Origin of the sequence: Syntrophomonas palmitatica JCM 14374 (assembly GCF_001311885.1) — a bacterium.
Taxonomy (GTDB): Bacteria; Bacillota; Syntrophomonadia; order Syntrophomonadales; family Syntrophomonadaceae; genus Syntrophomonas_A; species Syntrophomonas_A palmitatica.
Genome location: NZ_BBCE01000002.1, coordinates 1 through 24,066, shown reverse-complemented (window position 1 = coordinate 24,066; position 24,066 = coordinate 1). Strand labels below are relative to the sequence as shown.

Below are 24,066 nucleotides of genomic sequence, written 5' to 3'. Positions count from 1 at the left end.
AAAATGATTAAAATGAGCATCAATGATCTGATTGACTTTATCCGGGCCGGGAAATGGGAAATTAACTTAGAGAGCGAATGTTACTGTCAATTCGATTGGCGAATTGAAGACAGCCGACTAATCGAAACTACTCAGTCTGATGAGTGCTGGATTGGTAACGTGCTTTATATCAATGATGAAGCGGTAGCCCAGGAAATCCAGGGCGAAGCGCAAGAACAATTAATCGAGCTATGTGACTATGATGATACTGTTTACCCTGATGATTGGGACTTGTTCGATATTTTGCAGGATTTAAACCCTGAAATATTGGATGAGCTCAGATTATCCAACGAGGCCATAAACGAAGAACACCGCGAGAGGCAATATAAAGCCCTGGTTAAATGGCTCAGTGAATCCGGTTATGATCTGTATATTAACCCTGAGCGCGGGTTTAGCAACGAATATACCTGCATTTTAGCCGCCAAAGATACCGAGGTTGATGCAAATCTGGAACCAGTAACCGCCAAGGAATGGGCAGGGCGTTATCTAAATATAGGTGATGCTGCAACAACTGCCTATGTAGGGTTTGCTTTAATTGCCTAGTGCCCTGCACCTGCCCACTCTCAGCAGCGGGCAGCATGGAGGGTACTGCCTCCAGCACGCCACCTGCTCCTGACTGTCTCAGGACCAGGCACAAGTGCAACAAATATAAACATGGGAGGGATGTTATGGATGCCTAAATTTTCCAAAGAAAAACGAGACGAATATTTATCCGCTCTTGAATTATTAGCGGAAAAAAAAGGAGGTAGATGCCTCTCCGATACCTTTATAAATATTCGCACTCCACTAAAATGGGTATGTGCGAGGGGGCATGAGTGGGATGCAACCCCACTCACTATCAAAAATGGTGGATGGTGCCCAATTTGCAAACGTGAAGTTATGCGATTGCGATTACCCGAGTCTCTCATCAACAAACTTACAGTAATTGCAGAAAATGAAGGGATTACGCTCAACCAACTTATCGAGCATATATTAAGCACAGCAGTACATTGGCCAGTTGCGGTTACATCACACGTAATGCAAAAAAGAAACAACCCTCCTGTAAATTGCGAAATTTGCGGCTTAACAATATCAAATCCGCGCATCCGGCAAAAGCATTGCTCTGATGAGTGCAGATTGGAGTCTAAAAGACGTAAGTATCAGCAAAAAAACAAAGATAGTTAAAACCTATACAATAGATAAAATCATGGATGCTTACAACAAGGAGGCACGCAATGAAAATCACCGACTTAACCGATACTCTTTTCGCCCGCGAAATAGAACGTCTCGCAGGTGATGCCCAATTTTGGGCGATTAGACTACAAAATGCCTTTGGGCCAGACAGTCGAATCGAGCTGGCTCGCACCAGCAACCTGGACGGCAGTAACCAGCAGCCGTTTCCGCTGGCCGCAGACCTGAAAGAAGTATGGGACTATGCCAAGGGCGATTATCCCGCACCCTGCCACTTGCAGGACACTATACAAGCCCTGTGTGAGCTTTTGTGGTGCCCAATAGGAGCGCACTCCTACCAGGTGCCTAACTCCTGGTGGAAGGAACCCTTGGGCTTTATGTGCCGCCTGGCATGGGCGCGGCAGGCCCTGGAAGCCGGGGAGAATCTCAATGCGGAACAACTGGCGATGCTGGCTGGCATGACCTCGCAGCGAATCAGACAGCTTTGCCAAACCGGTGAAATCAAGGCAGGCAGTGCAAACCAAAAACGTAATAGTCAGCAGGAATGGGTAATTCCTGCTAAAGAAGCGAAAAAGTTTATAAAAAAGAGGGAGAACTAAAAATTTATATTAGGAGATTGCACCGAAACCCGCAATAACAAAGATTAGAATTATAAGGAGGTATGAGAAATGGCTATTCATGTTATTTCATTAAAAGACACTGTTCCCGAACCCGAACGTAGGTAACAGCATGAGCACAAAATACACATACCAAGACGGAGAGGTATGTATATTTTGGAAAGGGAATTGTGTTTCACGTTTCCCGGCACAAGCGGGGGATAAAATTAGAATACATTGTTGGGGCGGAGCTCCCGAAGCTACCGTTATGATCGCTCCCGCAAACCCTTTGATTCGTACCTTTTGGAATTACGGGTTTTACAAAAACCAGCGTGTGAATACTTTGGAAGATCTGCGTCAAATAGTGAAGCAGACTACCAGATATAGTGGTCCGCACGGGTATGAGATACCGGCTGCAAGTCTCTATATATCCGACAACTGCGCAATCTCATATCGCGCAGCAATGGAAGGCTGGATTGGCCGTCCTTATGGGTGGTGGGCAACGGCTGATGCCACTCCCGAAGAAGCCCTAGCAATAATATCAAAGGCACTAGGCCAAAGCGCCCTGCACTTATACACCTAATCTGGAGGACAACAATATGACCGACACCGTACAAATCGACCTTATCCCCTTTGTTTGCGAGGCATTTGCCTCCAACAAAGGGGTTTACCCTTTGGTAAACAAACTGTATGAGCGGGACAAACTCGAATACTACCAGGCCGCCAAAACAAGCCCCTGGTATAACCATGAGATTTTAACTTCTCAGAGTATTGAAAAGGAGATCATTATGAAGCGCGCCCTGCCGCTTATCATGGAGGGCGACCCTGATAAGCTATTGCAAATTGTCCGCAAAGGCTGGAAAACGCTTTATAACACGATTAAAGCCCAGGGCGATATTGTTAATCTGTCGAGTGTATTATGCAAGGTATTGCCAGTTAACGATACAAGCCTGAATAAATACACCAACGACCAGGTTAATGCCTATGCGACTATATCCTTACTGCTGGCCCGCTTGTTAGGCAAGGACATTGATACCACTGATCCTGCCCATGATATCGTAATAAATAATTATCATATGCAGTTACAGTGGACGCAAGGCACATACCGATTTACCTATTCTACCCTGCCCGCGGACACCAAAGTCAAAATCCGTGCGCTCAAAGAACGCATATATACCGAGTACGGTATCAACCGCTACTGGATATCATATACTGATCCGGCAGTATCTCAGGATATAAGCCAATACACCGAGGGGCTTAGTTTTTTGCTTGACACTGAGAAATTATCAGCCAGCATTATTGAGGATGAAACCCTGTCGGAACGTGACATTGAGGAGATTTTAGCCGCCTATCACGTGACAAGCGGCAATCTCAGTAAATCCGAATCCGTAAAGTTTCTTGCTGCCGGGCATATAATCAAATCCCTGCTCAGAGCCTACAAGCGGCTTAAAGAGCAGTATTTTGCCAACAATAAAGAGACTATGTACCTTGACCTTGATACCGTTCAGCAGGAGACCAAAGATGCCAGGCTAGAAGTAAAGCGGCAGGAGTGGGTAATTACTCAAAAAAATAAAGAGATTGAATCCTTGCAAAAGCAGGTTAAGGCCGAATATGGCCGGGCGGCAAGTGAATATCAAGCACAAATAAAGGCGGTAGTAACAGAAAACGAAGAACTAAAACGGCAACTGGCAAAAGTGCAGGCCGAAGTCAACGAACTGCGGCGGCTATGCTTTGAGCAGGCCGAACCGGAACCAGTGTTAGAGCCGGTTGACTTATCTCAGTACAAAGGCGTTATTGTCGGCGGCCACGAACGCTGGCAAACAAAAATGCGGGAAATACTGCCCGATACCTGGCGATTTATCCACCCGGACAAAGGCTATGATTTAGGAATTGTATCAGCTGCTGACATAGTCTTTTTTATACCGGCTATCTCAACCACGCTACATATTATCCGATCATAGCGGAGGCCAGGCGCAAAAATATATCCGTCGGCTACCTTCGCAGACAGAATGATACTGACTGTCTGGAGGATATACAAAAAGGCATTAAAAAAGCCGGGGAATAACAGCCCCGGCTTTTTTGTCCCTTCCCCTAGGAGAGGTATTATATTTTCCTGGCATACGCCGTGTAAAGGTTGACATTTCTTAACAGGTGATTATAATCAAATTAAGGTCATGGTCAGATGCTACCTGACCATGACCCTCCGTTTATTGAGTAGGAACTTAGTGTTGGTGCCTCCGGCTCTGTCCCGGAGGTCTTCTCTTTTCTGCCAACACTATCTCTATTCTGAAAACTTTTAATAGATGGATCAAAACTGCCTCTATGTATGAGGATTTGTCCCGAATGACCAATATTAAAAGAATTAAACAGAATAAGATAGAAACTAGCGCAAAGATTAGGTTCAACACCAATCCCACCCCCTCTCCTTGAAATCAAGGAGTCAGAACCTTGGCTTAACAGCCAGGCAGGGAAACGGGAGCGAAAACCTACCGCTTATGCGGGTTTAACTTATATTCCCTCCTTCTCTGTCATATAGGAGAGTTAGATGATTATTCTAACTCAAGCGCATTTATCAGTTTTGTTTGTATGCGCTTAAAATCAGATAAAAATGTAGGTGATTTTATTTCAAGATGGTTTTGCGCTGCACGGTATGCTCGTACAGCATCATCGCCCTTTAGGGCATCTCCTATATTTTCATAATATTTGGATTGTTTCATAGTATCATCCTCCTTTATTTTAATATAAAGCCTGTTAATCTAATCAAACAGGCCGGTTTTGTCTTCGAGAATATTAACCCGAGATTTTGTTTGAGGTTGTGGAGTAGGTTGTGCTCCTGCAAAATATATATATGCCCCGCCAATTAGTCCCACTAACAGCAACGCTGCCAGTGGATGATTATAAGCAAGATTTAATAGTCCGCCTATAATCACTCCCACAGCCTCGAATAAATATACAAGGATGTAGAGAGCGGCTACAAGCCCCAACAGGAATAATCCTGCATAAATCAACAAGGCTAAAAAAGGTGCAGCCCAGGTTCCTTTTATATATCCTCCTGTATCCAGGAGGATATTTTTAAATTTATCCCAATATGAGGTTTTTGAATATTCTTCCAAGCGGAAGATTTCCACTTTGGGTTTTGCTTTTTCCTCTGTTGTCAAATCGTCCAGCCGAAAGATTTCCACTTTGGGTTTTACTGTTTTTTCCGTTGACAAATCTTCTGAACAGAAGATTTGTATTTTGGGTTTTTGTGGTTCCAAATATAAGTCTTCCAGACGAAAAACTTCTATTTTGGGCTTTACTGTTTTTTCATTTGTCATAAATTCACCTCCTTCGCAATGCGAAGATTTTAAGAATTAAGGCCCGGTTATAAACCGAGCCTTTTTTAAATTAAGCTTTAGGCAGCGCCAACCGAATAATACGGTTGACTTGATGTTGATCAAGTCTGTCTCCAAACTTGTCAACAATATTTAATAATTCCTCGGAAGGGATTCTGCCGGTTGGTTTTTGACCATTGGCTATGGCCTTGGCCCTTTCTTCAACTGTTACAAAATAGTTGCGGGCCATTTCACCTTTCTCAGATTGGGAAGTCATTGCTAACTTCTTTGCAAAGCGGGCGGTGAGCTTGTAATCTGTTGACGGACGCCCAATTTTAGGTTTTTCGCCATTCATGGCTAAAACCCAATAGTCCTCATTTTCTTCTGCAAAAACATTATCTGTGATATTTTCTTTTGCCCATCTGGAATAATGAGTTGGGTTTAGATCAAGGAACGCATACAGCTTCCTGGCTGTAGTCATACCTTCGTCATCTACCCCCAGGGCTTCTTCGATGGGGGTTTTTTTCGGTTTACGCTCTATGTTAGCGGGGACCAAACATGGGGGTTCCCCGTAACCGAGCGCATCAAATCTTCTTGCCCAGTGTGCAATTTCCTTGGCAAGATCTTGGGGGGTGAGTTTATTGACCCAGGCTCGCTGAACCGTAGCCAACGGGTCAGGGAATAATGCAGCTTCTTCGTAAATCCCAATAGGGATGTTTTGAATTCGTATCTCTACCGGGAAATACTCTGCCATCCGGCATAATTGCTCTACACGGACAGCCGTTTTGTTTATAACCAGGGCAACATCCTCAAACGCCATGCCGTTTTTATGCATATCAAAACAGGTGTCAGCTAACTTAAAAGTTTTGTACCAATGAGCATCTTGCAGTCTGGTTATTTTTTTATTATCCATTAATGATTCCTCCTTTAATATCCGTGGCCGGGTGGCCACGGTTTGTTTTTGTGGCCACCCAACTGCGGGTGAAGGAATCAAGCTACTTTGCCCGGTTCTTTGGGCGGTGTCTTCTGGTGCTTAAAACTCGGATTTCCCGGTTTTTCGGTCACCAGTTTTTCTACATCGCCTTTAAGTGCCGGATATTTTTTTAGAAATTTATCAATTCCCCTTGAGTTAATAGATAATATCGGAATAATATCCTCAAGAGGGAATTGAGCAACCAGTTCGTAAAGTTTCTGGGTATCCCATTCTTTACGAACTGACCCGGGATAAATCCCAAACCATTCCCCGTTCAACTCAAAGGCGCCGTTAGTTTTGCAGTAATCTGTAAGTTTTTCCTGTGCCTGTTTGAGTATATTTTCTAAATTGAGAATGGTTTCAGCCAGCTTAGCGGCTTCTTCCTGGGTAACTACCGACTCAGGAATAACAATACCATTTTCGGCTTTGGTTTCTTCAGAACAAATGTCTTTGAAACCACACAACCGACAAGCCGCGCCTGGATTCTTCGGAAAAGCTGCTTCTGGGCCTTCATCCTCTGCAATTTCATAAGCAAATTCAATTTGTAAACAAAGATCATTTGCCCATTCAACTGCCTTAGCAATAGGATAACGATCTACAAAGATCGGATCATCCAATGCCAAAAAGACATAGGCTCTTTGGGCTTTATCCGGGTCTTGTTTGGCTACGCCCCATGTGTATAGAGCTAACTGCGGAGATTGCATATAGGACTTAATATTATGCCCTGCTTTCCAATCCCACATATTGACCCCGCACATGAGGTCGATGTAGCCCTGGAGTTCCACCCCGCAGGCAGCGGTTTTTGAAAATGTTTTTCTAAAACCGCTTTCTTAGGGGGCAGGCTTCTCCATAAATTTAGAGCCTTTAAGGTCATCCCTTTGATTTCGTCATACCGGTCAGAAAACTTCTGCCAGAGTTCGGCGGTTTCTTTGCCCGGGTTTTTATCTTTGCCTTCTGGGATAAATTCAAGTTCTCCTGCGGCTATATCAATAGCCAGAACGTCAAATGCTTCATTGGTGCTGCCGGCACAATTCCGATAAATTGCTTCGGATATTATTGTATGTACCAGCTTGCCGAATTCGGCAAATTCCCCAGAGGTTCCGGTTTGCCCAGGTCATATTGAAGGTAATACGACCAGGGACATCTCTCGAATTTCTGGAGCCGACTCACGGAAACCGGCCCCTTTTCTTTTAACTTCATTTCATCCCTCCTAAAAATCGTATTCGTCTTCAGAAGTTGTTTGCGGAGGATTTTGGGTTAGTAACTTAAATAAGTTTCCTAATCCCGACAGAATTTGCAGACCTTCGGTGAAGTGAAGTGAAGCCTGCTCCATCTTGTCGGCAGTCTGTAGGCGCAGTTTATAGCGTTCAACGCTAAACTCCCCTTTCAACTGCTCAATATTAATTTCGTTTTCGGCCCGTTCCTTTTCCACGGCATCGAGTTGACCTGAGAGGTTTTGGAATTCTTCAGATCCACTCAGCCGTTTGGATAGCTCTATATCTCTGGCTTCAGCATTAGAAAATGCTTTTTTGCCATCTTCGGTTTTAGCCAAAGCAATATCAGCCTGGAACTGGGCCTTAATATTCTCCAAACGGGTTTTAATGGACTGGGCCTTATTTTTTAAGGCCAGCCCATTTTTTTCTAACCCAGCTATAGCACTGGGGTATCCAGACAGTTTCTCTAAATCCATCTGATTACCTCCTATGCTATTTTCCTGGGCGTTAATATCTCTGGATATGTCTTGCCCTGTGGCGAAGTATATTCGCCAAAAGTACAGGTAATCTTATTACCTTTGCCAATTTTTTGAGCAAGAAGCATATCCAAAGATTTTTGGGCTATTGCTTCAATCTGTTCCCCAGTGTTCGGAACCAGGAGAATTACCTTTGCCCTGTCCCTGCTGGGTGGGACAATGAGTTTTTCCACCTGGTAGACTGGACAACAACCGGGTTCTTGGGTTAATTTGTCGGTATTGGCATCAGCTTCTGGGTCGTCCCCAGTGCTGATTTGTAAGGCCATTAACCAGGCGTATTTGATGGCGGCGGTTTGGGCTTTCATGACCGCCTTATCGCCTGTGTCCATGCCACATCCAATACCGGATATGACCTTTTCTTCGCCAGTATCACAATCAATCAAGGTGATTTCAACCTCGACTTCTTTGTAATACTCTGCGTTGCCGCGGCCATTAACCCGTTCCCACGAATTAAGTATCTTGGAATGGGTTAATGTTGCTATGCCGTTAGCTACACAGGCAGCGTTAACTTTTTCAAGTACCGCTGCGGCTGAGGCATAGCTGTACTTATGATATTCGTTAACCGAATCTTTTTGTATATAAGCACAGCTAGCCATGATCTTAACTAATTTTGCGGCGAGTGACATTTAGAATGCCACTCCCACATCATTAAGAAATTTATACAACTGGTTATGGCTATTAAAGCCATACCGTTGTAACCGGGCGTCGATTTTCTCAAATTCCTGGAAATCTTTTTCAGATTCCATTCTTTCGAGTAGTTCGAACAATATCCGGTCGTTGACAATCTTCCTGCCCTTCTTCTGCAAGGGCAGGTAGGCTTCGATGGCCGCAATTGCCCGGTTTCGTTTCGCCGGGGTAATATCCAATTTGAACACTTCCCCGATAACGGCATCCAATTTAGCCGTTACAGCTTCTAACTGCATTTGCGACAGGGCATTTTTGGGGTATGACTCAGCATAAAACTGAGCCTCCCTATACTCACGGTATGCCCGCTTTATTGCGGGTTTTAACAACAAGCACCTTCCTACTCTTTGTTTTTTATTCATATCAACACTCCTTCCCCGACTTAACGGGATTTTTTGGGTTTTACCCAATAAAAAAGCGGCCAAAGGCCGCTGGGGAGAAAGGAGATGCTAAATTATTATTTTTTTGAAAAACACTTTGGGGTATATCATAGTTTCACCTTTTTTTATACCCTCTTTTATGGCAGCATCAACATGATTGAAAGTGCTATCTAATAAATCAGCATAATGAATGATAATAGCTTCTTTGGTGTATGGTTCTACGGGGGAAGCCCACTCTAATTTTCCATGGTGCGATGAGACTATGTGAAATAATTTTAACTTCGTGTCCTCGGGCAGAGTTGCAAAAATAGAGTTCTTTTCAAGCATTGTTATACCCAGTACAATATGATTTAATAAATGCCCTTGATTAGTCCATCCTATTTGGGGAGTGTCCCATGTATAGGTTTGTATTTTCCCTATATCATGTAGAATTGCCCCGGAAATTACTAAATCAAGGTCTATATGTTCCGGGTACCGATTGGCAATGCTTATGGCAGTATCTAAAACATTACTGGTATGTTCCAATAAGCCGCCCAAATAAGCATGGTGATTACTTTTTGCGGCTGGCGCAGCCATCATGTTCTGTTTCAACTCATTTAAGATTGAACCTATGGCAACTTTTAATTCATCGTTCCCTATCTGGTCAACATTACCTATAATGTTCTGCCAAAAGGGTTCTAATTCCCCTTCATAGGCAGGCAGATAATCAGCAGGGTTATATTCGGTGGGTTCTGCTAAACGCCACTTATCCAGAATAATCTGGGGTTTATCTTGATAGAAATTAACCTTGCCTTTTATTTTTAAAACTGTATTTTGGGGAGGGGTTTCTCCTTCATAATCCCACATTTTAGCGGCTACAGTGTTTTGGCCATCTGATAACCGCAGATTCATAAAAGGTTTTCCCGACTTTGAACTTGCAATATTGGATTCCAAAGCCAGGGCAAAACCTGATATTGGTTGATTGTTTTGAAGATTATCAAACATTTTTAACCTCCTTAAAAATTAAGGCTCTCTATTAAAGGAGAGCCTTAACGTCATCTATCCAAACGGATAGTGGTTCTTTGGCCTGTTGTGGATGATATAAAAACGGGTAGTTTTTTAAAAATCTTTTTTTGGTTTCTTCATCCATACGACCCATTTTATCAACTACCCCCTGGAGCAGTTGTTCAATTAATTCTAGACCTTGGATTGCAAGGGCTAGATTTTGCGAAGGTGAAACTACTGCCATTTTATATACCTGCGGCAGGTTGAAGATTAAATCTTCGTGCCGGTATGGTTTGCGTTGCAGATAGAACAGCCTTAACTTCTTCAATTTTTTGAAGCTTTCTCTTGCCGCCCTTGCTACTTTTTACCGTTTCCCGGTGTTCAGCTTGCTTTGCAGGGCTTGCGCAAAATTCGCGAAGTTTGTTTTGAGTAATTTCTCGTGCCTGCCGCACTTCATCCATGACTTCACCTAGCAGAAGTTCGTATTCTTCGATCAGTTCCATCATAGAATCGGCTTCGGCTTGAAACCGAGCCTGCGCTTTAACTCTGGCTTTATCAGGGTCGTTGGCAAACACAATATTATCCTGTTGTTCTCGCAGGACCTTGTTGAGTTTGTCTAAGGCAAACGCTATGGCATCGGCGCTGATTTTTTTCTTCTGTTCTTTTGTGTTCACTATAGGAATAGTATCCACAAATAGAACTCCTCCATTTTTAGCAATGTCGTTATTTTGAGTACATGCGTACTCATTAATTTCTCTTGAAAACCCTTCCAGTTTCTCAGCCAGGAATTCGCGGCTGGCTGGAATGTTCCAAAGAGAATTGATCTTGTTTACCGGGTTGCCTGCAGCATAAAGGACTTTTAATACAATATCCCTCATTTGCTGCGGAGAGAGATAATTTACAGAGCATTCGTATAGATCTTTAACTTCGTAAATTTTTTCTCTTAGCCACGAGGGGCAGTAATCAAAAGAACCGAATGGTCCAATGCCTACATCAAAGAGGTTATACTCTTTTTCGAAGGTTAGACGTGCAACCTTGCGACCATCGGATACCTCCCGGTTTTCTTCATCAACTTCGATAAGCATAACCACTCGTTCAATGGACTCTTTATCATCGTTGACGCGGATAACATCCACTTTCTGACGCAATCCATCTTCCGAGTAGTACCCCGCTAACTTTGAAGTAAGTCTACGGAACACATCCGGTGGACTCGGACGGTGCGGGTGGAAACTCGCCATATCCAAGCTATCCAGCAAATTGACTGTCCAATCATAACGGAATTTAGCGTTTTCTAAATTCACAAACTGGTAAGCTAACCGAACCCCAATGTATTCATGACTGCCAACTGCTCCGATTATATCTTCAGTACGAAATAAATCCATAAAATTACCTCCTTCCCCAATTTAATGGGATTTTTATAAAATTGATACCACGCCATTAATTGATGTGGCTAAAAATAATTCCCCATGTTTGGGGCAGATTATCTGGACTGCCAGCATATCGGCATCCCGGTTATCCAGAATTCTTATATGCAGGTCTTGCCCGCATTTGGGGCACTTCATGATGCCCCCGGGCGAAACCCGGCTATTAGCTGGGCTTCACAGTAGGTTTTTTCCCACTCTAACGCCACTTCTCGGGAAGCGTTAGAATAGATTTCTTGTCCATCGGGCAGAGCAACTAACCATTCTTGCCGAGCATCATCAAACTCAACAGTAGTTGCCCTTGTAACTGTTAATTTCCCGAGTTTTTGCAGAGGGATCGCATCGGTATATAACCCCTCAATAGTTCCGTCAGGGCGCAAAAATATTGATTTAGACACTGTTACGCACCCCTTCCTTTTGGGGTTCGTAATATTCGGGCTTCAAGGTAGATTGGACGGTTCCGAGGGATTCTAGAAATTTAGTAGCTTCTTGACAGCTACTTCCGCTATATCCCTCTGCCTCTACCTTCATTTCGCCTGTGGATGGCAAATCTACAAGAATTTTTTTGGTGTTCTCGTTTCCATCCTGCAATTCAAGGCGAATTGAGCCATCTGGGAGCTCATGCTGCACAACATAATATCCTTGTTGTTGAGCAAGCTCCATGGTTTCGTATAGATTGCAAGCCTGTTTAAACTTGCTGATTTTAGCAGCGTTAAGCATAGCTTCCGCTGCTTCGTATCCTTGAGTTTTACATAACTCAGAATACATATCGTAAGCTTTTTGTAGGGTTTCGGGGTCGGCCAGATATTTGGAAATATAATCTGACCAAAAATCTGCTACTAAACCATAGGAACCATCTGGTTGTTTATTAAGCCCCAGATCGTACCCCCCTGGTAATACAACAACCAAATCACATTGTTGGGTTTGGCCATTGTAACCCCTGCATTTTGCCCGGTGGCGGCACTGATAACCTAATTTAGTTGCCGCCTTGATTGCTGCTGTTTTGCTTATAATTTTGGTATTTTGCAACGAGATCCAATGTGACATAAAAAACCTCCTTCCCCGACTTAACGGGATTTTTATTTTTGGCAATAAAAAAAGCGACCTTTTTAGAGATCGCTTTCTATGTGTTACACCACTATATACGTGGAATGCGCACTAAGCGCCTGTCGCCTTGTCCAGGTAAACATTTATCCAGCATCCTATGGCCGTTTGGTAATCATCGGAGTTATATTCCCCGCAATTGGGACAATCAGCAGTACATTCACCATATACATTGGGGCAGACTACTTCGTCGCAATCGTCTGCAATCAATTCATGCATCCGCTCTACTGACAATTTCAGAGCCTTATCTCTCAATGCCACCTGTCCCGACAGGAACCGCATGATCTCTACAAAATCCTCTTTGGTTGTTCCGTTGTGAGTTACCAGGCTCATTTCTTCTTTGACCGCTGCCATCTTCTGGTCCTCAGTCATTTCGGTCCAGTTATATTTCATAAGGCAATCTTCCCCTCGTTACTGCGCATCTTTAACAAAATGTAGTGCTATTAATTGCATATCGCTTCTATTAAGGCATTTGTTAAACAAATTCCAATTAAAGTAATTATAATTACTGCATATGGATAGAATGCGTTTTTAATAGTTTTACTCTTTGACGAAAGTAAGGTTCTTAACATTTTATAACCTCCTTGCCCCCGTAGGGGCTGATTTTAGCCCCCAACAGGGGAAGGTGGTACGCGCGTACTATACGCGCAAAGCGCGACGTTTTGTAAACGCGTTTATTTGGGTTTCCGGGCCTACTGGCTCTGGGGTAGATGCCAATCTAGCCCGTTCTTTACCCCAATTTCGCATCCGTTCTATGCCCTCTTTCATCGTATCTGAAAGGGGTGAAGTTTCTTCGGCAGCTTCAAGCAAAATCTCAGTGGTTATGTCCTGATTTTTACTAAAAGCACGGAACAGGCCGCTTATAACAACCTGTTCGATCTCAGAACCGGTATAGCCACTGGTTTCCTTGGCAAGTTTTTTAAGGTCAAAATCTTCAATATTGCGGCCCTTGCGGGTAATATGAATCTTAAAGATTTCTTCCCTCTCTAACTGTCCCGGCAGATCGACAAACCAGAGTTCATCGAATCTGCCTTTACGGAGCAACTCTGGCGGCATACCACCAATATTGTTTGCGGTAGCCGCTACAAAAACCGGTGCAGTGGTTTCCTGCATCCAGGACAGGAACTGCCCGAATATTCGGGTTGAAACTCCCGAATCTCCGCTGCCACCGACACCAGCAAAATACTTTTCGATTTCATCAATCATTAAAACGCACGGAGCCATATGCTCTGCGATTTTTAAGGCTTCTTTCATGCGCTTTTCGGATTCTCCAACATATTTGTCGAGTACATTTTGCATTACTAAAAGCGGGAAACCCCACTGTTTGGCAATGGTTTTAGCAATTAAAGACTTCCCGGTTCCAGGGATGCCGAAAACCAGACAGCCTTTTGGAAACGGTAGTCCAAATTCTTTAGCTTCGTCAGAAAACGCTTTGCTACGTTCCCAAAGCCACAATTTTAGTTGGTCTAACCCCCCAACTTTGGGGAGGTCTTTAGCTTCATGTAGTTCCAAAACCCCGGATTTTTTAAGTATTTGCGCCTTCTGGCGCTTAACTTCGTCTACGGCTTCTTGGGTTAGCTGCAACTGGTTTTTCACCAGAGACAAAGCAATCATGTTTTCTGCTTCGTTCTGGGTTAAACCAATAGCGGCCTCTACCAATTGTGAGTAGAGGACCTCATTTTTATATTCACCCAGGTCATCAATAATGGCTTCGATTGCTCCTTATTAGGAAGATCGAAATCCAAAATTAGTATTTCTTTTTCCAACTCCGCAGGGATATTACCTGAAGTCGAAATAAAAACTAAACATACCCCGTTTGCCTTACAATAAGTAAGAGTAAGGCGGACTGCCTGTTGAACACTGGGGTTAGCTAGGGCAGGATTAAAATTTCTAAAAACAATCAGGGCATCGGCAATATCCCCTTCAATTGATTGCAGCGCAGCTACCGGCAGCGCCGGGGGCGCAATTTGAACTTCTCTCTGCTGCAACCCATTAATGTGATCCCAGGTCAGAAACGACATTTCCCGGGAATTGGCAACCTCTGCAACTTCTACAGTAACTCTTTCCCACTCGGGAGTGGTGACCGCTACCGCAGGAACGCCTGCTGCGATGCAGGCGTCAAGGAATCTCTAAACGATATCATCATATAGAAATTCCTCCTTTCCTCTGGGACTGCGGAATTCTCTGCGAAAATCCCTGCAATTCCCTTTAGAGAATTGCTTTTTGGGATTTTCTTTCTTTTTTTTGGTTGGCCCGTTGTTGACCACTAATTTCAGCGGTCTTTCAATTTTGCTCATAGCTTTCGCTCCTTTCCCCGTTAAACGGGATTTTTATAATTTTTTGTAATAAAAAACGACCCCGAAAGGTCGCTTTTTGAAATGTATTGCGTATATGTTATATAAGTTGTATAATATATATAAATTATATATTATATACAAAAGGAGTTGATTGTTTTGACTATTACAACGAACGTTACATTAAGCGATGCCGAAGATCGTGAACTTAAAATCCAGGCTGTTTCAAATGGTACCAGCAAGCGCAACCTGGTCACGCAAATTACCCGGGAATGGCTGGAAGAACAGGCCCTGCGTAATAAAATCACAGCAATAGCGAGTCACATCCGAACACTCCCGGGCCGCGACAGATATTTTGATGCTTTGGAGCAGCTGATCGAGGCTAGCATTACGCTAATCGAAGACCAAACCAAACGCAGCGCTGCTGAAGTATTCAAAAAGGAATTCGTCAGCCAACAGGACCAGGCTACTTCTCAAATGAGCAACGCCTTAGCAATACTCAGAGAAGTTACTGAAATTCCTGAAATGGATTTAACCGAACTCGGCTTCGCCATCGTTAAGACTTATTTTACGACTCGTCAGTAATAACGTCACGAAGCCTATTCCCGCTAAATTCGTTAACGATCTGGAAAGCCAGATCCCCTTGGTCGTAGCGATTATCGCTACCCTGGTACAATGGGGCAAACCCGTGGCTTTCACATATCCGGTTAACCACTTTTAGCCGGGATATAAAAGCATTATGTATGCTTCGGCGGGATTGATCCAGCCGTTGCACTTCAGCCATATAGTCAGAGTGTTCCAGGCGAAATCTTAAAATTTCCACCTGACTTTCCATCCTCGTTACAGCAGATACATAGCGGATTGCGTTGTCTACGAATTCTTCTAAAATTCTAAACTCCGCTTTAGACTTATCTGTATTGCTGTTTGCAATTTCTTGCACCAATAGAATTATGGTGTTTTTAAGCATTTTATATCTTCCTTTCTGCCCGGCTGTGCCGGGCGTTTATTCCCGGCATTAGCCGAACAGACTTACGCTACTTTGGGGAACATAGTTTTTGCAACCACCTTTTTGACATCAGGTTGTCGGCAAAATACTTGATAATACTGTCCATAATTTTCCTCCCTTCCCCGCCATAGCGGGATTTTTATAATTTTTTGCAATAAAAAAGCGGCTATTAAGCCGCTTGTGAATGTTTTTATTTTACCCGCGTGGGAAGTTCCTTCCTGAACGGAGTAAAGATAGGGGGGCAAACACACGGTAGTTTACTGGCTTAAATAGGGTTAATGGCAGGAAACTATCTATAAGGCGTGAATAGGTACGCGCGTACCTCTGGACTATAAAACAGATGGTCATTCCCTGTTTACAATCCATATAATAAAAAACCTTCGCTTATCGAAGGGCATAGGGGTAGTAACACAAAAAAAGTCTAATTTTTTGTAAACCACCCCTGATATTTTAATGTTTTTCAAGAGAATTTCCCCATTTTATGGGATTTTTAGATGTGAAATGATCGCTCGTGTGTGGTTAGTCTATTAGTTGTTTTAATTATAATCTTTTTGTTTAATATTTGCAAATTAAAAAGGTATTTTATAAAAATACTGTAAGCGGTAAAATAAAAGGGAGAAAAAATGGCCACTAAAAACGGAGAATATTTACCGTAATGTTCCAAACCAGCTAAAATCGGCACTATATGAACAGACAGCTCTCATAATAACTTCAAACAAGGGATTTGAAGACTGGGCAGAATTAATGGGAGACCCGGTTATTACCACAGCAATTCTGGACCGAATCGCTCATCACAGTGAGATATTTAATCTGACCGGCGACAGTTACCGCCTTAAACATCGAGACTCTATACTAAGACTGTAGTCCTATGGAAAATTAATGGCCAAAATTTCTCCAAAATACTTGACCGATCACAAATACCCTATTAACGCTAAGTACACGACAATTATATTGGCTGAATTGAACCGTTTTTATATTCCATTAATTCAGTTAATAAAACATCTGTTGTAAAAATCACTGGCATAAATGTATCTAAGTTTTGAGCTATTATGTGTATAAGTTTAACTGTAGGAGTTACTATAATAATCCCTCTGCAACTTAAACTGACTTCTGATTTTAAACTGTTTATGCGCGGATCCATTTTCCGAGGACACCACAAAGCATATTTCTGCTCGTTAATTACTATTTCGCCAACTGTTAAGCCTTTTGATACCCAAAAAACGGGCTTTACAATACCGTTGGCAAAACAAAATTCATTAGCGGCTATAAATTCCAGCGCCTTTTCGTATGTTATTTCTGGAATGATTTTGCGAGTTTCTCTGCAGCCTTCTTCTCCTATGCTATAACCAGTGATAATATTGTTTTCCTTGGTTAGTTCGTAACGACGCAAGTAATTCATGTCTGCTAGTTTGTTCAGTTTTCGCCGCATATTATTACGACCGTAAATTGGAAAGCATTTTGTTATTTGACTGGTAGTTAAAAATATACGCTCATTTAATATTCGTAATATTGGCTCGCCCCATTCTGGCAAATCGCCCCAGGCTGTACTTGGAACTATTGTTATTGTGTCCATATAATATCCTCCTAATTAACTCGGGTTATCCCAATATCTGTGGTTAAGCGGACTTCTTCGCTTCATCTTCGTTTTCATTGGTTTTTTGCTCAACTTCTCCCCGAAAAGGCAAATCTAAGGTTTCTATTATTTCTCCGTCTTTGTTATAATACAATGCTTTTAATCCCAAAACATCAACTCCTTTTTTAATATTCTCTGCATTTTGTCTCTCTTTCTAAGGCTAATACCCTCTGCCTGAATTTTGTTAGGCAGTGGTTGCCAATATATCCGTATACATCGTCATTAGGATCTACCGGCTTAATATAAGGGGCATCCAAAAAATCCTTTTTGGTAATGATGTGTACTTGACCACCTTTTTCGCAACGAGTTAATGCTGTATAAATCAATGGTGCGTTTTTTATGGCTGTAGTATTATCAAGACATATAACAATATTTTGGGCTTGACCTCCCTGGGCTTTATGTATCGATAAAGCATAGCATCTTTCCAGATAGTAAGCCAATTCTTTAGCATAGTAATTTTTATCGCCTTTTAACCCGGTATAAAAATTCACTGTGACTTTGTGTGTGTTACTGTTGTATTCTTTGATATAGCCCTTCATCCCATTATATACATCATCACGTGTTGTCCGTAATGACCGGATTATTTTGGGCGAATATGGATTGCCGTTACGGTAGTCATTTCTTATTGCTATTACAGGATCGCCAATCATAAAATTTGTTCCTGGTATTTGTTTCCCAGTGCCGTATTTTTTAGCAAGATTAGGATTAAGAAAATCAAGGCTCATGCCATATTTTTTATTGCGATAAGGGCTTAATATCATTGTGTCAGGATTAATTCCCCCAGTGCTTTCAAGTATTTCCTCCAGTTTGTGGTATAATCCTTCCTGCTGGCATATGTGTATATTAACTCCTTTAATATCCTGTGGTATGGGCTGATTGTTCAATATGGCTCTAGCAGCTGAAATTACTCCTTCATCATTACGATAATTTTCTTCCAGATGTATATGACAACCTATACCGTCTTGATCCGCTAATCGTAACATCGATGTAAATGTCCCATCTGCTCCTATCGGCGGCAACTGGGCAGGATCGCCGGCAAATACTAATCTGGTGTCAGCAGTTATATGTTCCAATAATCTTCGTAACAATACTGGCCCCAACATTGAGCATTCATCAACTATAACAAGCCCGGGAGATTCTTGGTTTGTATTAGACTTGTTGCCCTGACTTGTATAAATATCCGAATTGTCACTAAATAAAAATGAAAACCGATGTATTGTCTTTGCAAGGCTTTCTGCAATAGTATTTTCGGCTGCTGTATAGGCAGCTAATGCCGTTGGGGCAAGCACAACCGGCACTCTGTCCGTTAAATGATAATAAGATTGTGCCAGTACCTTTAACGCATGGGTTTTTCCCGTACCTGCTTCGCCTGTTAGCAAAGTTATTTTGTTCTGGCACACTGATTGTATTAATTTTTTTTGAGAGTTGTTTAACGGTTTTCCGAGAGCCATTGCGGTCTGCTTGGCCTGCTTTATCATATTTGCAGATGATAGCGCTGCGCCGGGGGAATTATTAATCATGTGGTATCTTATGGCGGCATTTTTTTCAGCTCCGAAGATTCCAGGCAGATAGACTGCTGCCTTGGCTTTTTCATTGAGTTTGCGTCCAGCATCTTTAATGGCTTCATGTAAAAATTCATTTTCTGGGATAATCCCAGCAAACCTATTTTTTGATTCCTGGTTTTTAGTTAATAAATGCCAGGCGTCTTCATATGAGGTTTTTGAATGGCCTTTATTTATAACCATACCGTATAAATCGGTATTAGGTACAAAGCAATCACCATCATGCATTCTGTGAGTTAGTATTTTAATGATAGTATGGGCAGTACGATATATTTCAAGTTTGCGGCCAGTGTAATTAAAATAATTTTCAAGTTTCTCTATAGCAGGTTCGGCTTCTTCTGGATTAAGTATTTGGGATAATATCCAAGGACATTCTTCAACAAGCTCTATGAGCCTTTTGTTGGTGTAACCAGTGCGGTTCCGAAACCCATATGCTATTTGTAAGGCATGAGATAATCCCAAATTAACACCTGCGTCTTTAAATAATGAAACAAGGCCGTATACATCTGCATCGTTAGCGATAAAATTACTTAACGCGACAAATTTTTCTCCCGTTTCACCAGTATGTTCAGTTAAAAATTTTATTCTGGTTTCCGTATTCCCCAATGACCCTGAAGCCGTGTAAAAACAATCAGCATGCAAATCATTTAAACAGGCCCGGTATTCGTCATTGGTCAAAGTTATTCCGGTGAATTTGGCAATAGCTTCAAGATCATCAATTATTTCCAGGTTTTTGGGGGTGTTTTGTACTTTAAATCTGGTTTTTGCCTTGTTATATTTGCCTGTGACGGTTATTATGTCCCCGATATTGCACTGTTCAAGCCCTTCAAGCAGGATTACGTTATCTTTGTTAATTTTAAATTTAAAAAATGTTTTTTGATTTTTAACTTCTTGTCCTATAATTTGTCCGTATAATGTGTCTATGGTGATCACTCCCTTTCCTGATTACAGCGGAATTTATGATTTATGCTGTTCAATTAGGCTTTATAATCCCTTATAGGCAGATTAAAATTGTTCTGGCTATTTACCGGCCATTTTGCATATGCGGCCCGTTTTTTAACCCCTTATTTTTAACCCCTTATAGGTAGAATGCAAACGTAATGTTTTCTTTCTCTATCATGTTCCAATCTTTTAACCCCGTATAGGTAGTACACAAACTCTTTCGCCCGCGGGCAACAAACATCGGATTCATGCACGCTTTTAACCCCGTATAGGTAGTACACAAACTTTATCACCCGGACGCAGGTGGTAGGTTTTAATCCCGTATAGGTAGTCCACAAACAAAACTACCCATAAAATAAAATATAGGGATATATATTGCTTTTAACCCCGTATAGGTAGTACACAAACTGGTTGTCGCCCGCGGGCCGACGTCCGAATCGCGTCTTTTAACCCCGTATAGGTAGTCCACAAACCCATTTTAAAGCCTATATTACCAGGTTTATGATTTGTATAGATTTTGTTTTATAACTATACCGCTCTTATAATGTTAGGTTATTTAGGTATTCTTGCTGTCGTCTGCCCCCTGGGTTTTTTACGCTACTAATAATCGACGACAGATATGTTAGGAATCGTGGTTTCTGTTGGTGGTGCCCAGCATAATTCTTTGTTGCCAGGAAACCAATAAGGCGCTTTGGTTGCTGCTACAACTTTGTTCCATTTTTTTTGCTCGCCTTGCGGCCAATCTGCTACTGGCAACATCCTGGCTGGCTGATCGTTATATATCAATCCTGCCATAGTATTTTCACAGGGTTCAATGTGTATATTGGCCACTTCACCTAATCCTACCCTGCGAAAAACACCAATCCTTCTTACTTTGGTGAGGATTTTCCATAATTCTTCTTTGATGCCCTGACATTCAAACCATATCTGTGTAGGGTGTACTGTGGGAACGGTTTCTGCCCAGGCTCGGTGGATACCCGCACCATCTCCTTCTGGGTTAAAAGACGAGCTGCCCTTTTTAAACAGTTTCATTTCTTCTGCCCGAGGAGGTTTCTTAGTGATTCCGTATGTGCCAATTTTGAATTCTTCTGCCATAGCAACCGAAGCACAATACACCGGGCTTTTGTCTCCGTAAACGGCTAATGGCACTTCGTTGTTGTTGCCAGGGGCGTAAAAATCATTTTCTGGTGTGTAAAATTGTTTTTTAGATGAAGTCATCAGGCTTATGATAAGTGCATCAAGATGTATAGGGTAGGCTTGCTTTTTTAGGGGAAAAGCTACCGGAGTAAACATATCAAAGGTTATTTTTAATGATTCAAACATTTATATCATCTCCTTCAAGGTGTTATGTGCATTAAATAAGCATTAAACCCTTTTAGGTTGTAAAATTAACATATTATCACTTACAATCCCTAGTCCCTTTCCAGGGAGCCAGCCAGGTGGTTAGACCCGGCCGGCTGGGCAAAAAGGAGTGTATAAGGAGAGAAAACTATGCTGATTTAACGGATTTTTTTAGGAAGATTTTCTGGTCAATGTTTATAAGGTACTCGCGTACCGTTTCTTTGTTATCTTCAAGCCACTGCCAATATTCTCCGGCCCGAGAGAACTGTTCAAAGTTTTCTCCGTCTTTATTGCGAACTTCTATCTCAACGCGGCCAAAACCTTTAGCGGCCAATCCGCCAATAAACGGGCGGTTTAACATGGTTTCCATATAAGCGTGGAATGTGGCTTCATACAGGTCATCGTCACCATAACCAGGCAGCAGATAATCGCAAGCATATAATTTGGAACCTGCCGGGATTGGGTTTTTGATACCGTATAACATTTGGTTTCCAGTCAAGGTAATAATCTGCTTGGCCAGGGATTTCTTTGTGTCTTTGGAGTCTTCTTTATTTTTTTTGTCTTTTTTGTTGTTTTTAAAGAAATCCTTTAAAAAATCCTCCAAACCTACAGTGCTATTAATTAATGCCTGGATTTCTTCTTCCATTGTGACATCTTCGGCGTATTCGGATACCTTAACCGCAAATTCGGGATATTCTTCTTGTAATTTGGCAAGTAATATATCTAGACGATCTCCCGCAGTCAGACCGGGAATTTTGCGGCGGGTAAACTGGTGTTCGTTGTGCGAAAAATAGCCGGTTTCTGGCAGGTCATCCTTGTTGAGTTTGAACGGGAAGTGCATCAGTTTCGCCAGTTCTAATGTCTGTGAGGTTAGCATATAACCAAAACCTACAGATAGTCGCCCTGCGAACCATACCTGCTTGTAACAACCACCTACGAGGCCGAAGAAAGGAAGAGTGTTATAAATGTCCATCATTGCATCAATCTTGGGCTGCAGAGAGGTTTTTGCGCCCAGAGAGCCGCCATTTAATAAGGTCATATACAGGTCTGCGCTGATTTCGTTGGTAAATTGCCAGTTTTTATATAACCCCAGAACCTCCAGGGTTGCCAGTATAAAATCTCTGCGGGCTACACAGCGCCGGGCATTGCCGCTGATACCAGGTATGTCGTTAGCAACAAAATTGCCAGTTGCATCTTTGGTCAGTACCGGTAATTTTCTTTGATGGTTTGTGTTGCCTGAGTTGCCATCGGGAGCCTGATGAAAAACTGGTGTTACGCAATTAATTAAGCTATACAGGTCGTTATTCATCCGTATCATCCTCCTTAAATTCTTTTTTAAGTGTCAGCAGATGCCGATACAATATATAGGTTTCGGCGCGCCTCAAACCGAATTCTTCGGCTTTTGCTGCTAGGTCTTTACGCATCTGCGCCGGGCTTTTTTCGACTGTATCCAGCGAAACATAATAACTTTGTAAAAACAGCTCTGGCCTGATCGTGCCGTATCTGAAAACTGGCATTATATAAAATGTGATTTCGTTTTTATTGTAATTAACAGGCACGTACCGCAAAAAATGTTTTTTGTTTTGAGCATTGCTCTGGGAGTAAATAACCCCAAATGGTGCTCAATCTCGGGCAGGATATTTTCCAGGAAATCTATCAGCGTAATTGAGGTTGTAAATATTTCCTGACGCTTTGTTTCTCTTGGGCCGGTTAAGGCTAACTGCCATCCTGCGGGAGTTGGATGAACGTAATTCTGCGCTACTATCGATACTGTTCCTGCAGGGGGGACTAAATTTGTCCTTGATGTTGATCCCTTTGATAATTCCAAGCAAGCGGGACAAACTACATCGCTGTTGTGGTAATTAATTAAACCTTCATCAACCCACGATTCTTTGTATTCTTTTTTAATTGCTTTATCTTGATCTATGGCTCCTCCGCATTCGCGACACCAGTAATCATTATTATGTGCCAGGGGGATATTTAGCGCTTTGTTTCCTGCTAATTGCGCAAACGATGTAAACATTATGCTATCATCCCCATTCCGCATGATGTCTTAACTCCTAGACCAATGCATTGAGCAAATTTACGCATTTCTGGCGTTGTTTCAAGTACAATATCACCTTGAAACCCTATTAAGCGCCTGTTTTGATACTGCAGTTTCCGCGCTATGGGCTGCGTAACAAATCTAAAGGATACCTCGGGAGACGGCTTGCCTGTGTAATATTCATAACGCTTTTTAAGACTTGCCGCTACAGCTTTACCAAAGTCCTGGTCAATAATAGGATTCAAAAATCTTTTTTCTTTGTCCCGAGAGAAAACTATAATTGGATCACTTGCAAAACGATCCTGGTTTACGAGCAGTTCTTTCGAGACTAACAAAGGCGTAAAATAAATATTATTTAACTCGATTCCTTGATTTAATTCCTGTTCGAGTCTCTCTAACACTTCCTTGTAAACAGATGCAATTCTAAAACACCAGAGTTCGCTTTTTATTCCCTGGTCGGTAATTGCATAAGTTGGGCTTGAAAATGAATATGTGAATAAGCTGAATGGCGCATCGTGTATTGTCTTCCCGAGTTCACCCAGATGTTCGTAAATCCAACCCTGCACTAACTCCCTGTACCGCCAGGGCATTGTTATGGATTCTGACCGTAGTATTCCAAGTAACCTGTAGTTTGGTAACTCCAAAACCATCACCTCCCTGATTAATAACTAATATTATGATAATATGTTAATTTATTTTTTGTCTATACTTTATGATTTATTTTTTTTATTTTTTTTAAAATCATTTTGTTTAAATAAGTTTTTTGGTTTTGCCAATAAATTACTATAAATTAAAAAAGCCAGGTGGTTAGACCCGGTTTTTGGTTTTA

The 24,066-nt window shown here is 42.1% G+C and carries 33 protein-coding genes and 1 pseudogene; 7 read left to right on the top strand and 27 right to left on the bottom strand.

All coding sequences use genetic code 11. The annotated features are described in order from the left end of the window. Window positions 1–3 precede the first annotated feature (3 nt). The 5 genes from JCM14374_RS01385 (at window position 4) to JCM14374_RS01365 (ending at window position 3,766) form a co-directional block, all read left to right on the top strand. On the top strand, window positions 4–582 hold the full coding sequence (locus tag JCM14374_RS01385) for a hypothetical protein (RefSeq protein ID WP_054692487.1): 579 nt from the start codon (window positions 4–6) through the stop codon (window positions 580–582). Window positions 583–711: 129 nt separating this feature from the next. Next, window positions 712–1,203 carry a toxin-antitoxin system HicB family antitoxin gene (locus JCM14374_RS01380; protein ID WP_054692484.1) on the top strand — a complete coding sequence of 164 codons (492 nt, stop codon included), beginning with the start codon at window positions 712–714 and terminating at the stop codon, window positions 1,201–1,203. Window positions 1,204–1,253: 50 nt separating this feature from the next. Next, window positions 1,254–1,808 carry a hypothetical protein gene (locus JCM14374_RS01375; RefSeq protein ID WP_054692480.1) on the top strand — a complete coding sequence of 185 codons (555 nt, stop codon included), beginning with the start codon at window positions 1,254–1,256 and terminating at the stop codon, window positions 1,806–1,808. 130 nt (window positions 1,809–1,938) lie between these two features. Beyond that, window positions 1,939–2,388, top strand: coding sequence for a hypothetical protein (locus tag JCM14374_RS01370; RefSeq protein ID WP_054692477.1), 450 nt, complete (start codon window positions 1,939–1,941; stop codon window positions 2,386–2,388). A gap of 16 nt (window positions 2,389–2,404) precedes the next feature. Beyond that, entirely contained in the window at window positions 2,405–3,766 is a 1,362-nt protein-coding gene (locus tag JCM14374_RS01365; RefSeq protein WP_054692474.1) for a coiled-coil domain-containing protein, read from the top strand. Window positions 3,767–4,354: 588 nt separating this feature from the next. On the opposite strand, the gene JCM14374_RS13280 is transcribed toward JCM14374_RS01365, so the two are convergent. The 18 genes and pseudogenes from JCM14374_RS13280 to JCM14374_RS13265 form a co-directional block, all read right to left on the bottom strand. Next, window positions 4,355–4,522: a hypothetical protein gene (locus JCM14374_RS13280; protein WP_157048896.1), complete on the bottom strand. Its 168-nt coding sequence runs from the start codon at window positions 4,520–4,522 to the stop codon at window positions 4,355–4,357. 39 nt (window positions 4,523–4,561) lie between these two features. After that, a complete protein-coding gene (locus JCM14374_RS01360) occupies window positions 4,562–5,122 on the bottom strand; it encodes a hypothetical protein (protein WP_054692471.1) in 561 nt (186 codons plus the stop codon). A 70-nt stretch (window positions 5,123–5,192) separates the two neighbouring features. Beyond that, window positions 5,193–6,032 (bottom strand): antA/AntB antirepressor family protein, encoded by an 840-nt coding sequence (locus tag JCM14374_RS14240; protein WP_054692468.1) that lies wholly within the window; start codon window positions 6,030–6,032, stop codon window positions 5,193–5,195. A 77-nt stretch (window positions 6,033–6,109) separates the two neighbouring features. After that, window positions 6,110–6,883, bottom strand: a pseudogene (locus JCM14374_RS01350) (PD-(D/E)XK nuclease family protein); the annotation flags it as partial. 262 nt (window positions 6,884–7,145) lie between these two features. Beyond that, window positions 7,146–7,292: a PD-(D/E)XK nuclease family protein gene (locus tag JCM14374_RS13275; protein ID WP_157048894.1), complete on the bottom strand. Its 147-nt coding sequence runs from the start codon at window positions 7,290–7,292 to the stop codon at window positions 7,146–7,148. Window positions 7,293–7,302: 10 nt separating this feature from the next. Next, on the bottom strand, window positions 7,303–7,782 hold the full coding sequence (locus JCM14374_RS01345; RefSeq protein WP_054692462.1) for a hypothetical protein: 480 nt from the start codon (window positions 7,780–7,782) through the stop codon (window positions 7,303–7,305). Between the two features lie 11 nt (window positions 7,783–7,793). Beyond that, window positions 7,794–8,468 (bottom strand): ERF family protein, encoded by a 675-nt coding sequence (locus JCM14374_RS01340; protein ID WP_054692461.1) that lies wholly within the window; start codon window positions 8,466–8,468, stop codon window positions 7,794–7,796. Then, window positions 8,469–8,888 (bottom strand): hypothetical protein, encoded by a 420-nt coding sequence (locus JCM14374_RS01335; RefSeq protein WP_157048893.1) that lies wholly within the window; start codon window positions 8,886–8,888, stop codon window positions 8,469–8,471. 87 nt (window positions 8,889–8,975) lie between these two features. Then, the gene (locus tag JCM14374_RS01330; RefSeq protein ID WP_054692454.1) at window positions 8,976–9,890 is read right to left on the bottom strand and encodes a 3'-5' exoribonuclease YhaM family protein; all 915 of its coding nucleotides are present in this window, start codon (window positions 9,888–9,890) and stop codon (window positions 8,976–8,978) included. A gap of 31 nt (window positions 9,891–9,921) precedes the next feature. Then, the gene (locus JCM14374_RS01325) at window positions 9,922–10,134 is read right to left on the bottom strand and encodes a hypothetical protein (protein WP_054692451.1); all 213 of its coding nucleotides are present in this window, start codon (window positions 10,132–10,134) and stop codon (window positions 9,922–9,924) included. A gap of 1 nt (window position 10,135) precedes the next feature. Continuing rightward, a complete protein-coding gene (locus tag JCM14374_RS01320) occupies window positions 10,136–11,272 on the bottom strand; it encodes a DUF6744 family protein (protein WP_054692448.1) in 1,137 nt (378 codons plus the stop codon). A 33-nt stretch (window positions 11,273–11,305) separates the two neighbouring features. Continuing rightward, window positions 11,306–11,452, bottom strand: coding sequence for a hypothetical protein (locus JCM14374_RS13270; protein WP_157048892.1), 147 nt, complete (start codon window positions 11,450–11,452; stop codon window positions 11,306–11,308). Continuing rightward, the gene (locus JCM14374_RS01315; RefSeq protein ID WP_054692445.1) at window positions 11,449–11,709 is read right to left on the bottom strand and encodes a hypothetical protein; all 261 of its coding nucleotides are present in this window, start codon (window positions 11,707–11,709) and stop codon (window positions 11,449–11,451) included. The genes JCM14374_RS13270 and JCM14374_RS01315 overlap by 4 nt, the downstream gene beginning before the upstream one ends. Next, window positions 11,702–12,340 (bottom strand): DUF1257 domain-containing protein, encoded by a 639-nt coding sequence (locus JCM14374_RS01310; protein WP_172674120.1) that lies wholly within the window; start codon window positions 12,338–12,340, stop codon window positions 11,702–11,704. Before JCM14374_RS01310 ends, JCM14374_RS01315 begins: the two co-directional genes overlap by 8 nt. A 129-nt stretch (window positions 12,341–12,469) precedes the next feature. Beyond that, complete coding sequence (locus JCM14374_RS01305) at window positions 12,470–12,808, bottom strand: hypothetical protein (protein WP_054692438.1); 339 nt, start codon at window positions 12,806–12,808, stop codon at window positions 12,470–12,472. 246 nt (window positions 12,809–13,054) lie between these two features. Next, window positions 13,055–14,074, bottom strand: coding sequence for an AAA family ATPase (locus JCM14374_RS01300; protein ID WP_054692435.1), 1,020 nt, complete (start codon window positions 14,072–14,074; stop codon window positions 13,055–13,057). After that, window positions 14,068–14,526, bottom strand: coding sequence for a Ycf46 family AAA ATPase (locus tag JCM14374_RS01295; RefSeq protein ID WP_500797384.1), 459 nt, complete (start codon window positions 14,524–14,526; stop codon window positions 14,068–14,070). Before JCM14374_RS01295 ends, JCM14374_RS01300 begins: the two co-directional genes overlap by 7 nt. 18 nt (window positions 14,527–14,544) lie before the next feature. Next, a complete protein-coding gene (locus JCM14374_RS13265; RefSeq protein WP_157048890.1) occupies window positions 14,545–14,712 on the bottom strand; it encodes a hypothetical protein in 168 nt (55 codons plus the stop codon). A gap of 156 nt (window positions 14,713–14,868) precedes the next feature. Here JCM14374_RS13265 and JCM14374_RS01290 point away from each other — a divergent pair, with 156 nt between their 5' ends. Next, window positions 14,869–15,294, top strand: coding sequence for a hypothetical protein (locus tag JCM14374_RS01290; RefSeq protein WP_054692429.1), 426 nt, complete (start codon window positions 14,869–14,871; stop codon window positions 15,292–15,294). Here the strand turns inward: JCM14374_RS01290 and JCM14374_RS01285 are convergent. Further along, window positions 15,278–15,676, bottom strand: a complete 399-nt coding sequence (locus tag JCM14374_RS01285; protein ID WP_054692426.1) for a DUF3232 domain-containing protein — start codon at window positions 15,674–15,676, stop codon at window positions 15,278–15,280. The two genes, JCM14374_RS01290 and JCM14374_RS01285, sit on opposite strands and share 17 nt — an antisense overlap. 684 nt (window positions 15,677–16,360) lie before the next feature. Between JCM14374_RS01285 and JCM14374_RS12945 the strand changes: the two genes are divergently transcribed. After that, on the top strand, window positions 16,361–16,579 hold the full coding sequence (locus JCM14374_RS12945; RefSeq protein WP_083453798.1) for an ATP-binding protein: 219 nt from the start codon (window positions 16,361–16,363) through the stop codon (window positions 16,577–16,579). Window positions 16,580–16,661: 82 nt separating this feature from the next. Here the strand turns inward: JCM14374_RS12945 and JCM14374_RS01280 are convergent, their stop codons facing one another. The 8 genes from JCM14374_RS01280 to JCM14374_RS01250 all read right to left on the bottom strand — a co-directional run bounded on the left by JCM14374_RS01280 (window position 16,662) and on the right by JCM14374_RS01250 (window position 23,881). Beyond that, entirely contained in the window at window positions 16,662–17,288 is a 627-nt protein-coding gene (locus JCM14374_RS01280) for a hypothetical protein (RefSeq protein ID WP_054692423.1), read from the bottom strand. A gap of 43 nt (window positions 17,289–17,331) precedes the next feature. Continuing rightward, a complete protein-coding gene (locus tag JCM14374_RS15035) occupies window positions 17,332–17,457 on the bottom strand; it encodes a hypothetical protein (protein ID WP_278279210.1) in 126 nt (41 codons plus the stop codon). Window positions 17,458–17,473: 16 nt separating this feature from the next. Then, the gene (locus JCM14374_RS01275) at window positions 17,474–19,843 is read right to left on the bottom strand and encodes an ATP-dependent DNA helicase (RefSeq protein ID WP_054692420.1); all 2,370 of its coding nucleotides are present in this window, start codon (window positions 19,841–19,843) and stop codon (window positions 17,474–17,476) included. 609 nt (window positions 19,844–20,452) lie between these two features. Then, on the bottom strand, window positions 20,453–21,175 hold the full coding sequence (locus tag JCM14374_RS01270; RefSeq protein ID WP_054692417.1) for a Csf3-related protein: 723 nt from the start codon (window positions 21,173–21,175) through the stop codon (window positions 20,453–20,455). Between the two features lie 166 nt (window positions 21,176–21,341). After that, a complete protein-coding gene (locus JCM14374_RS01265; RefSeq protein WP_054692413.1) occupies window positions 21,342–22,502 on the bottom strand; it encodes a hypothetical protein in 1,161 nt (386 codons plus the stop codon). After that, window positions 22,495–22,710 (bottom strand): hypothetical protein, encoded by a 216-nt coding sequence (locus JCM14374_RS01260; RefSeq protein ID WP_054692410.1) that lies wholly within the window; start codon window positions 22,708–22,710, stop codon window positions 22,495–22,497. Before JCM14374_RS01260 ends, JCM14374_RS01265 begins: the two co-directional genes overlap by 8 nt. Then, complete coding sequence (locus JCM14374_RS01255; RefSeq protein ID WP_157048889.1) at window positions 22,710–23,216, bottom strand: hypothetical protein; 507 nt, start codon at window positions 23,214–23,216, stop codon at window positions 22,710–22,712. Before JCM14374_RS01255 ends, JCM14374_RS01260 begins: the two co-directional genes overlap by 1 nt. Then, window positions 23,216–23,881, bottom strand: a complete 666-nt coding sequence (locus JCM14374_RS01250; RefSeq protein WP_054692406.1) for a CRISPR-associated endoribonuclease Cas6 — start codon at window positions 23,879–23,881, stop codon at window positions 23,216–23,218. Before JCM14374_RS01250 ends, JCM14374_RS01255 begins: the two co-directional genes overlap by 1 nt. Between the last annotated feature and the right edge of the window lie 185 nt (window positions 23,882–24,066).

What these genes read in the sequence shown, in the direction of transcription:
- JCM14374_RS01370 (WP_054692477.1), top strand. Translation starts at nt 1,939, where the DNA reads ATGAGCACAAAATACACATACCAAGACGGAGAGGTATGTATATTTTGG.
- JCM14374_RS01340 (WP_054692461.1), bottom strand. Translation starts at nt 8,468, where the DNA reads ATGTCACTCGCCGCAAAATTAGTTAAGATCATGGCTAGCTGTGCTTAT.
- JCM14374_RS01335 (WP_157048893.1), bottom strand. Translation starts at nt 8,888, where the DNA reads ATGAATAAAAAACAAAGAGTAGGAAGGTGCTTGTTGTTAAAACCCGCA.
- JCM14374_RS01325 (WP_054692451.1), bottom strand. Translation starts at nt 10,134, where the DNA reads ATGGCAGTAGTTTCACCTTCGCAAAATCTAGCCCTTGCAATCCAAGGT.
- JCM14374_RS01330 (WP_054692454.1), bottom strand. Translation starts at nt 9,890, where the DNA reads ATGTTTGATAATCTTCAAAACAATCAACCAATATCAGGTTTTGCCCTG.
- JCM14374_RS01385 (WP_054692487.1), top strand. Translation starts at nt 4, where the DNA reads ATGATTAAAATGAGCATCAATGATCTGATTGACTTTATCCGGGCCGGG.
- JCM14374_RS13275 (WP_157048894.1), bottom strand. Translation starts at nt 7,292, where the DNA reads ATGAAGTTAAAAGAAAAGGGGCCGGTTTCCGTGAGTCGGCTCCAGAAA.
- JCM14374_RS01345 (WP_054692462.1), bottom strand. Translation starts at nt 7,782, where the DNA reads ATGGATTTAGAGAAACTGTCTGGATACCCCAGTGCTATAGCTGGGTTA.
- JCM14374_RS13270 (WP_157048892.1), bottom strand. Translation starts at nt 11,452, where the DNA reads ATGAAGTGCCCCAAATGCGGGCAAGACCTGCATATAAGAATTCTGGAT.
- JCM14374_RS01280 (WP_054692423.1), bottom strand. Translation starts at nt 17,288, where the DNA reads ATGGACACAATAACAATAGTTCCAAGTACAGCCTGGGGCGATTTGCCA.
- JCM14374_RS01380 (WP_054692484.1), top strand. Translation starts at nt 712, where the DNA reads ATGCCTAAATTTTCCAAAGAAAAACGAGACGAATATTTATCCGCTCTT.
- JCM14374_RS01305 (WP_054692438.1), bottom strand. Translation starts at nt 12,808, where the DNA reads ATGAAATATAACTGGACCGAAATGACTGAGGACCAGAAGATGGCAGCG.
- JCM14374_RS01285 (WP_054692426.1), bottom strand. Translation starts at nt 15,676, where the DNA reads ATGCTTAAAAACACCATAATTCTATTGGTGCAAGAAATTGCAAACAGC.
- JCM14374_RS01360 (WP_054692471.1), bottom strand. Translation starts at nt 5,122, where the DNA reads ATGACAAATGAAAAAACAGTAAAGCCCAAAATAGAAGTTTTTCGTCTG.
- JCM14374_RS13280 (WP_157048896.1), bottom strand. Translation starts at nt 4,522, where the DNA reads ATGAAACAATCCAAATATTATGAAAATATAGGAGATGCCCTAAAGGGC.
- JCM14374_RS01375 (WP_054692480.1), top strand. Translation starts at nt 1,254, where the DNA reads ATGAAAATCACCGACTTAACCGATACTCTTTTCGCCCGCGAAATAGAA.
- JCM14374_RS01365 (WP_054692474.1), top strand. Translation starts at nt 2,405, where the DNA reads ATGACCGACACCGTACAAATCGACCTTATCCCCTTTGTTTGCGAGGCA.
- JCM14374_RS01255 (WP_157048889.1), bottom strand. Translation starts at nt 23,216, where the DNA reads ATGTTTACATCGTTTGCGCAATTAGCAGGAAACAAAGCGCTAAATATC.
- JCM14374_RS01260 (WP_054692410.1), bottom strand. Translation starts at nt 22,710, where the DNA reads ATGCCAGTTTTCAGATACGGCACGATCAGGCCAGAGCTGTTTTTACAA.
- JCM14374_RS01270 (WP_054692417.1), bottom strand. Translation starts at nt 21,175, where the DNA reads ATGTTTGAATCATTAAAAATAACCTTTGATATGTTTACTCCGGTAGCT.
- JCM14374_RS13265 (WP_157048890.1), bottom strand. Translation starts at nt 14,712, where the DNA reads ATGAGCAAAATTGAAAGACCGCTGAAATTAGTGGTCAACAACGGGCCA.
- JCM14374_RS01265 (WP_054692413.1), bottom strand. Translation starts at nt 22,502, where the DNA reads ATGAATAACGACCTGTATAGCTTAATTAATTGCGTAACACCAGTTTTT.
- JCM14374_RS01320 (WP_054692448.1), bottom strand. Translation starts at nt 11,272, where the DNA reads ATGGATTTATTTCGTACTGAAGATATAATCGGAGCAGTTGGCAGTCAT.
- JCM14374_RS14240 (WP_054692468.1), bottom strand. Translation starts at nt 6,032, where the DNA reads ATGGATAATAAAAAAATAACCAGACTGCAAGATGCTCATTGGTACAAA.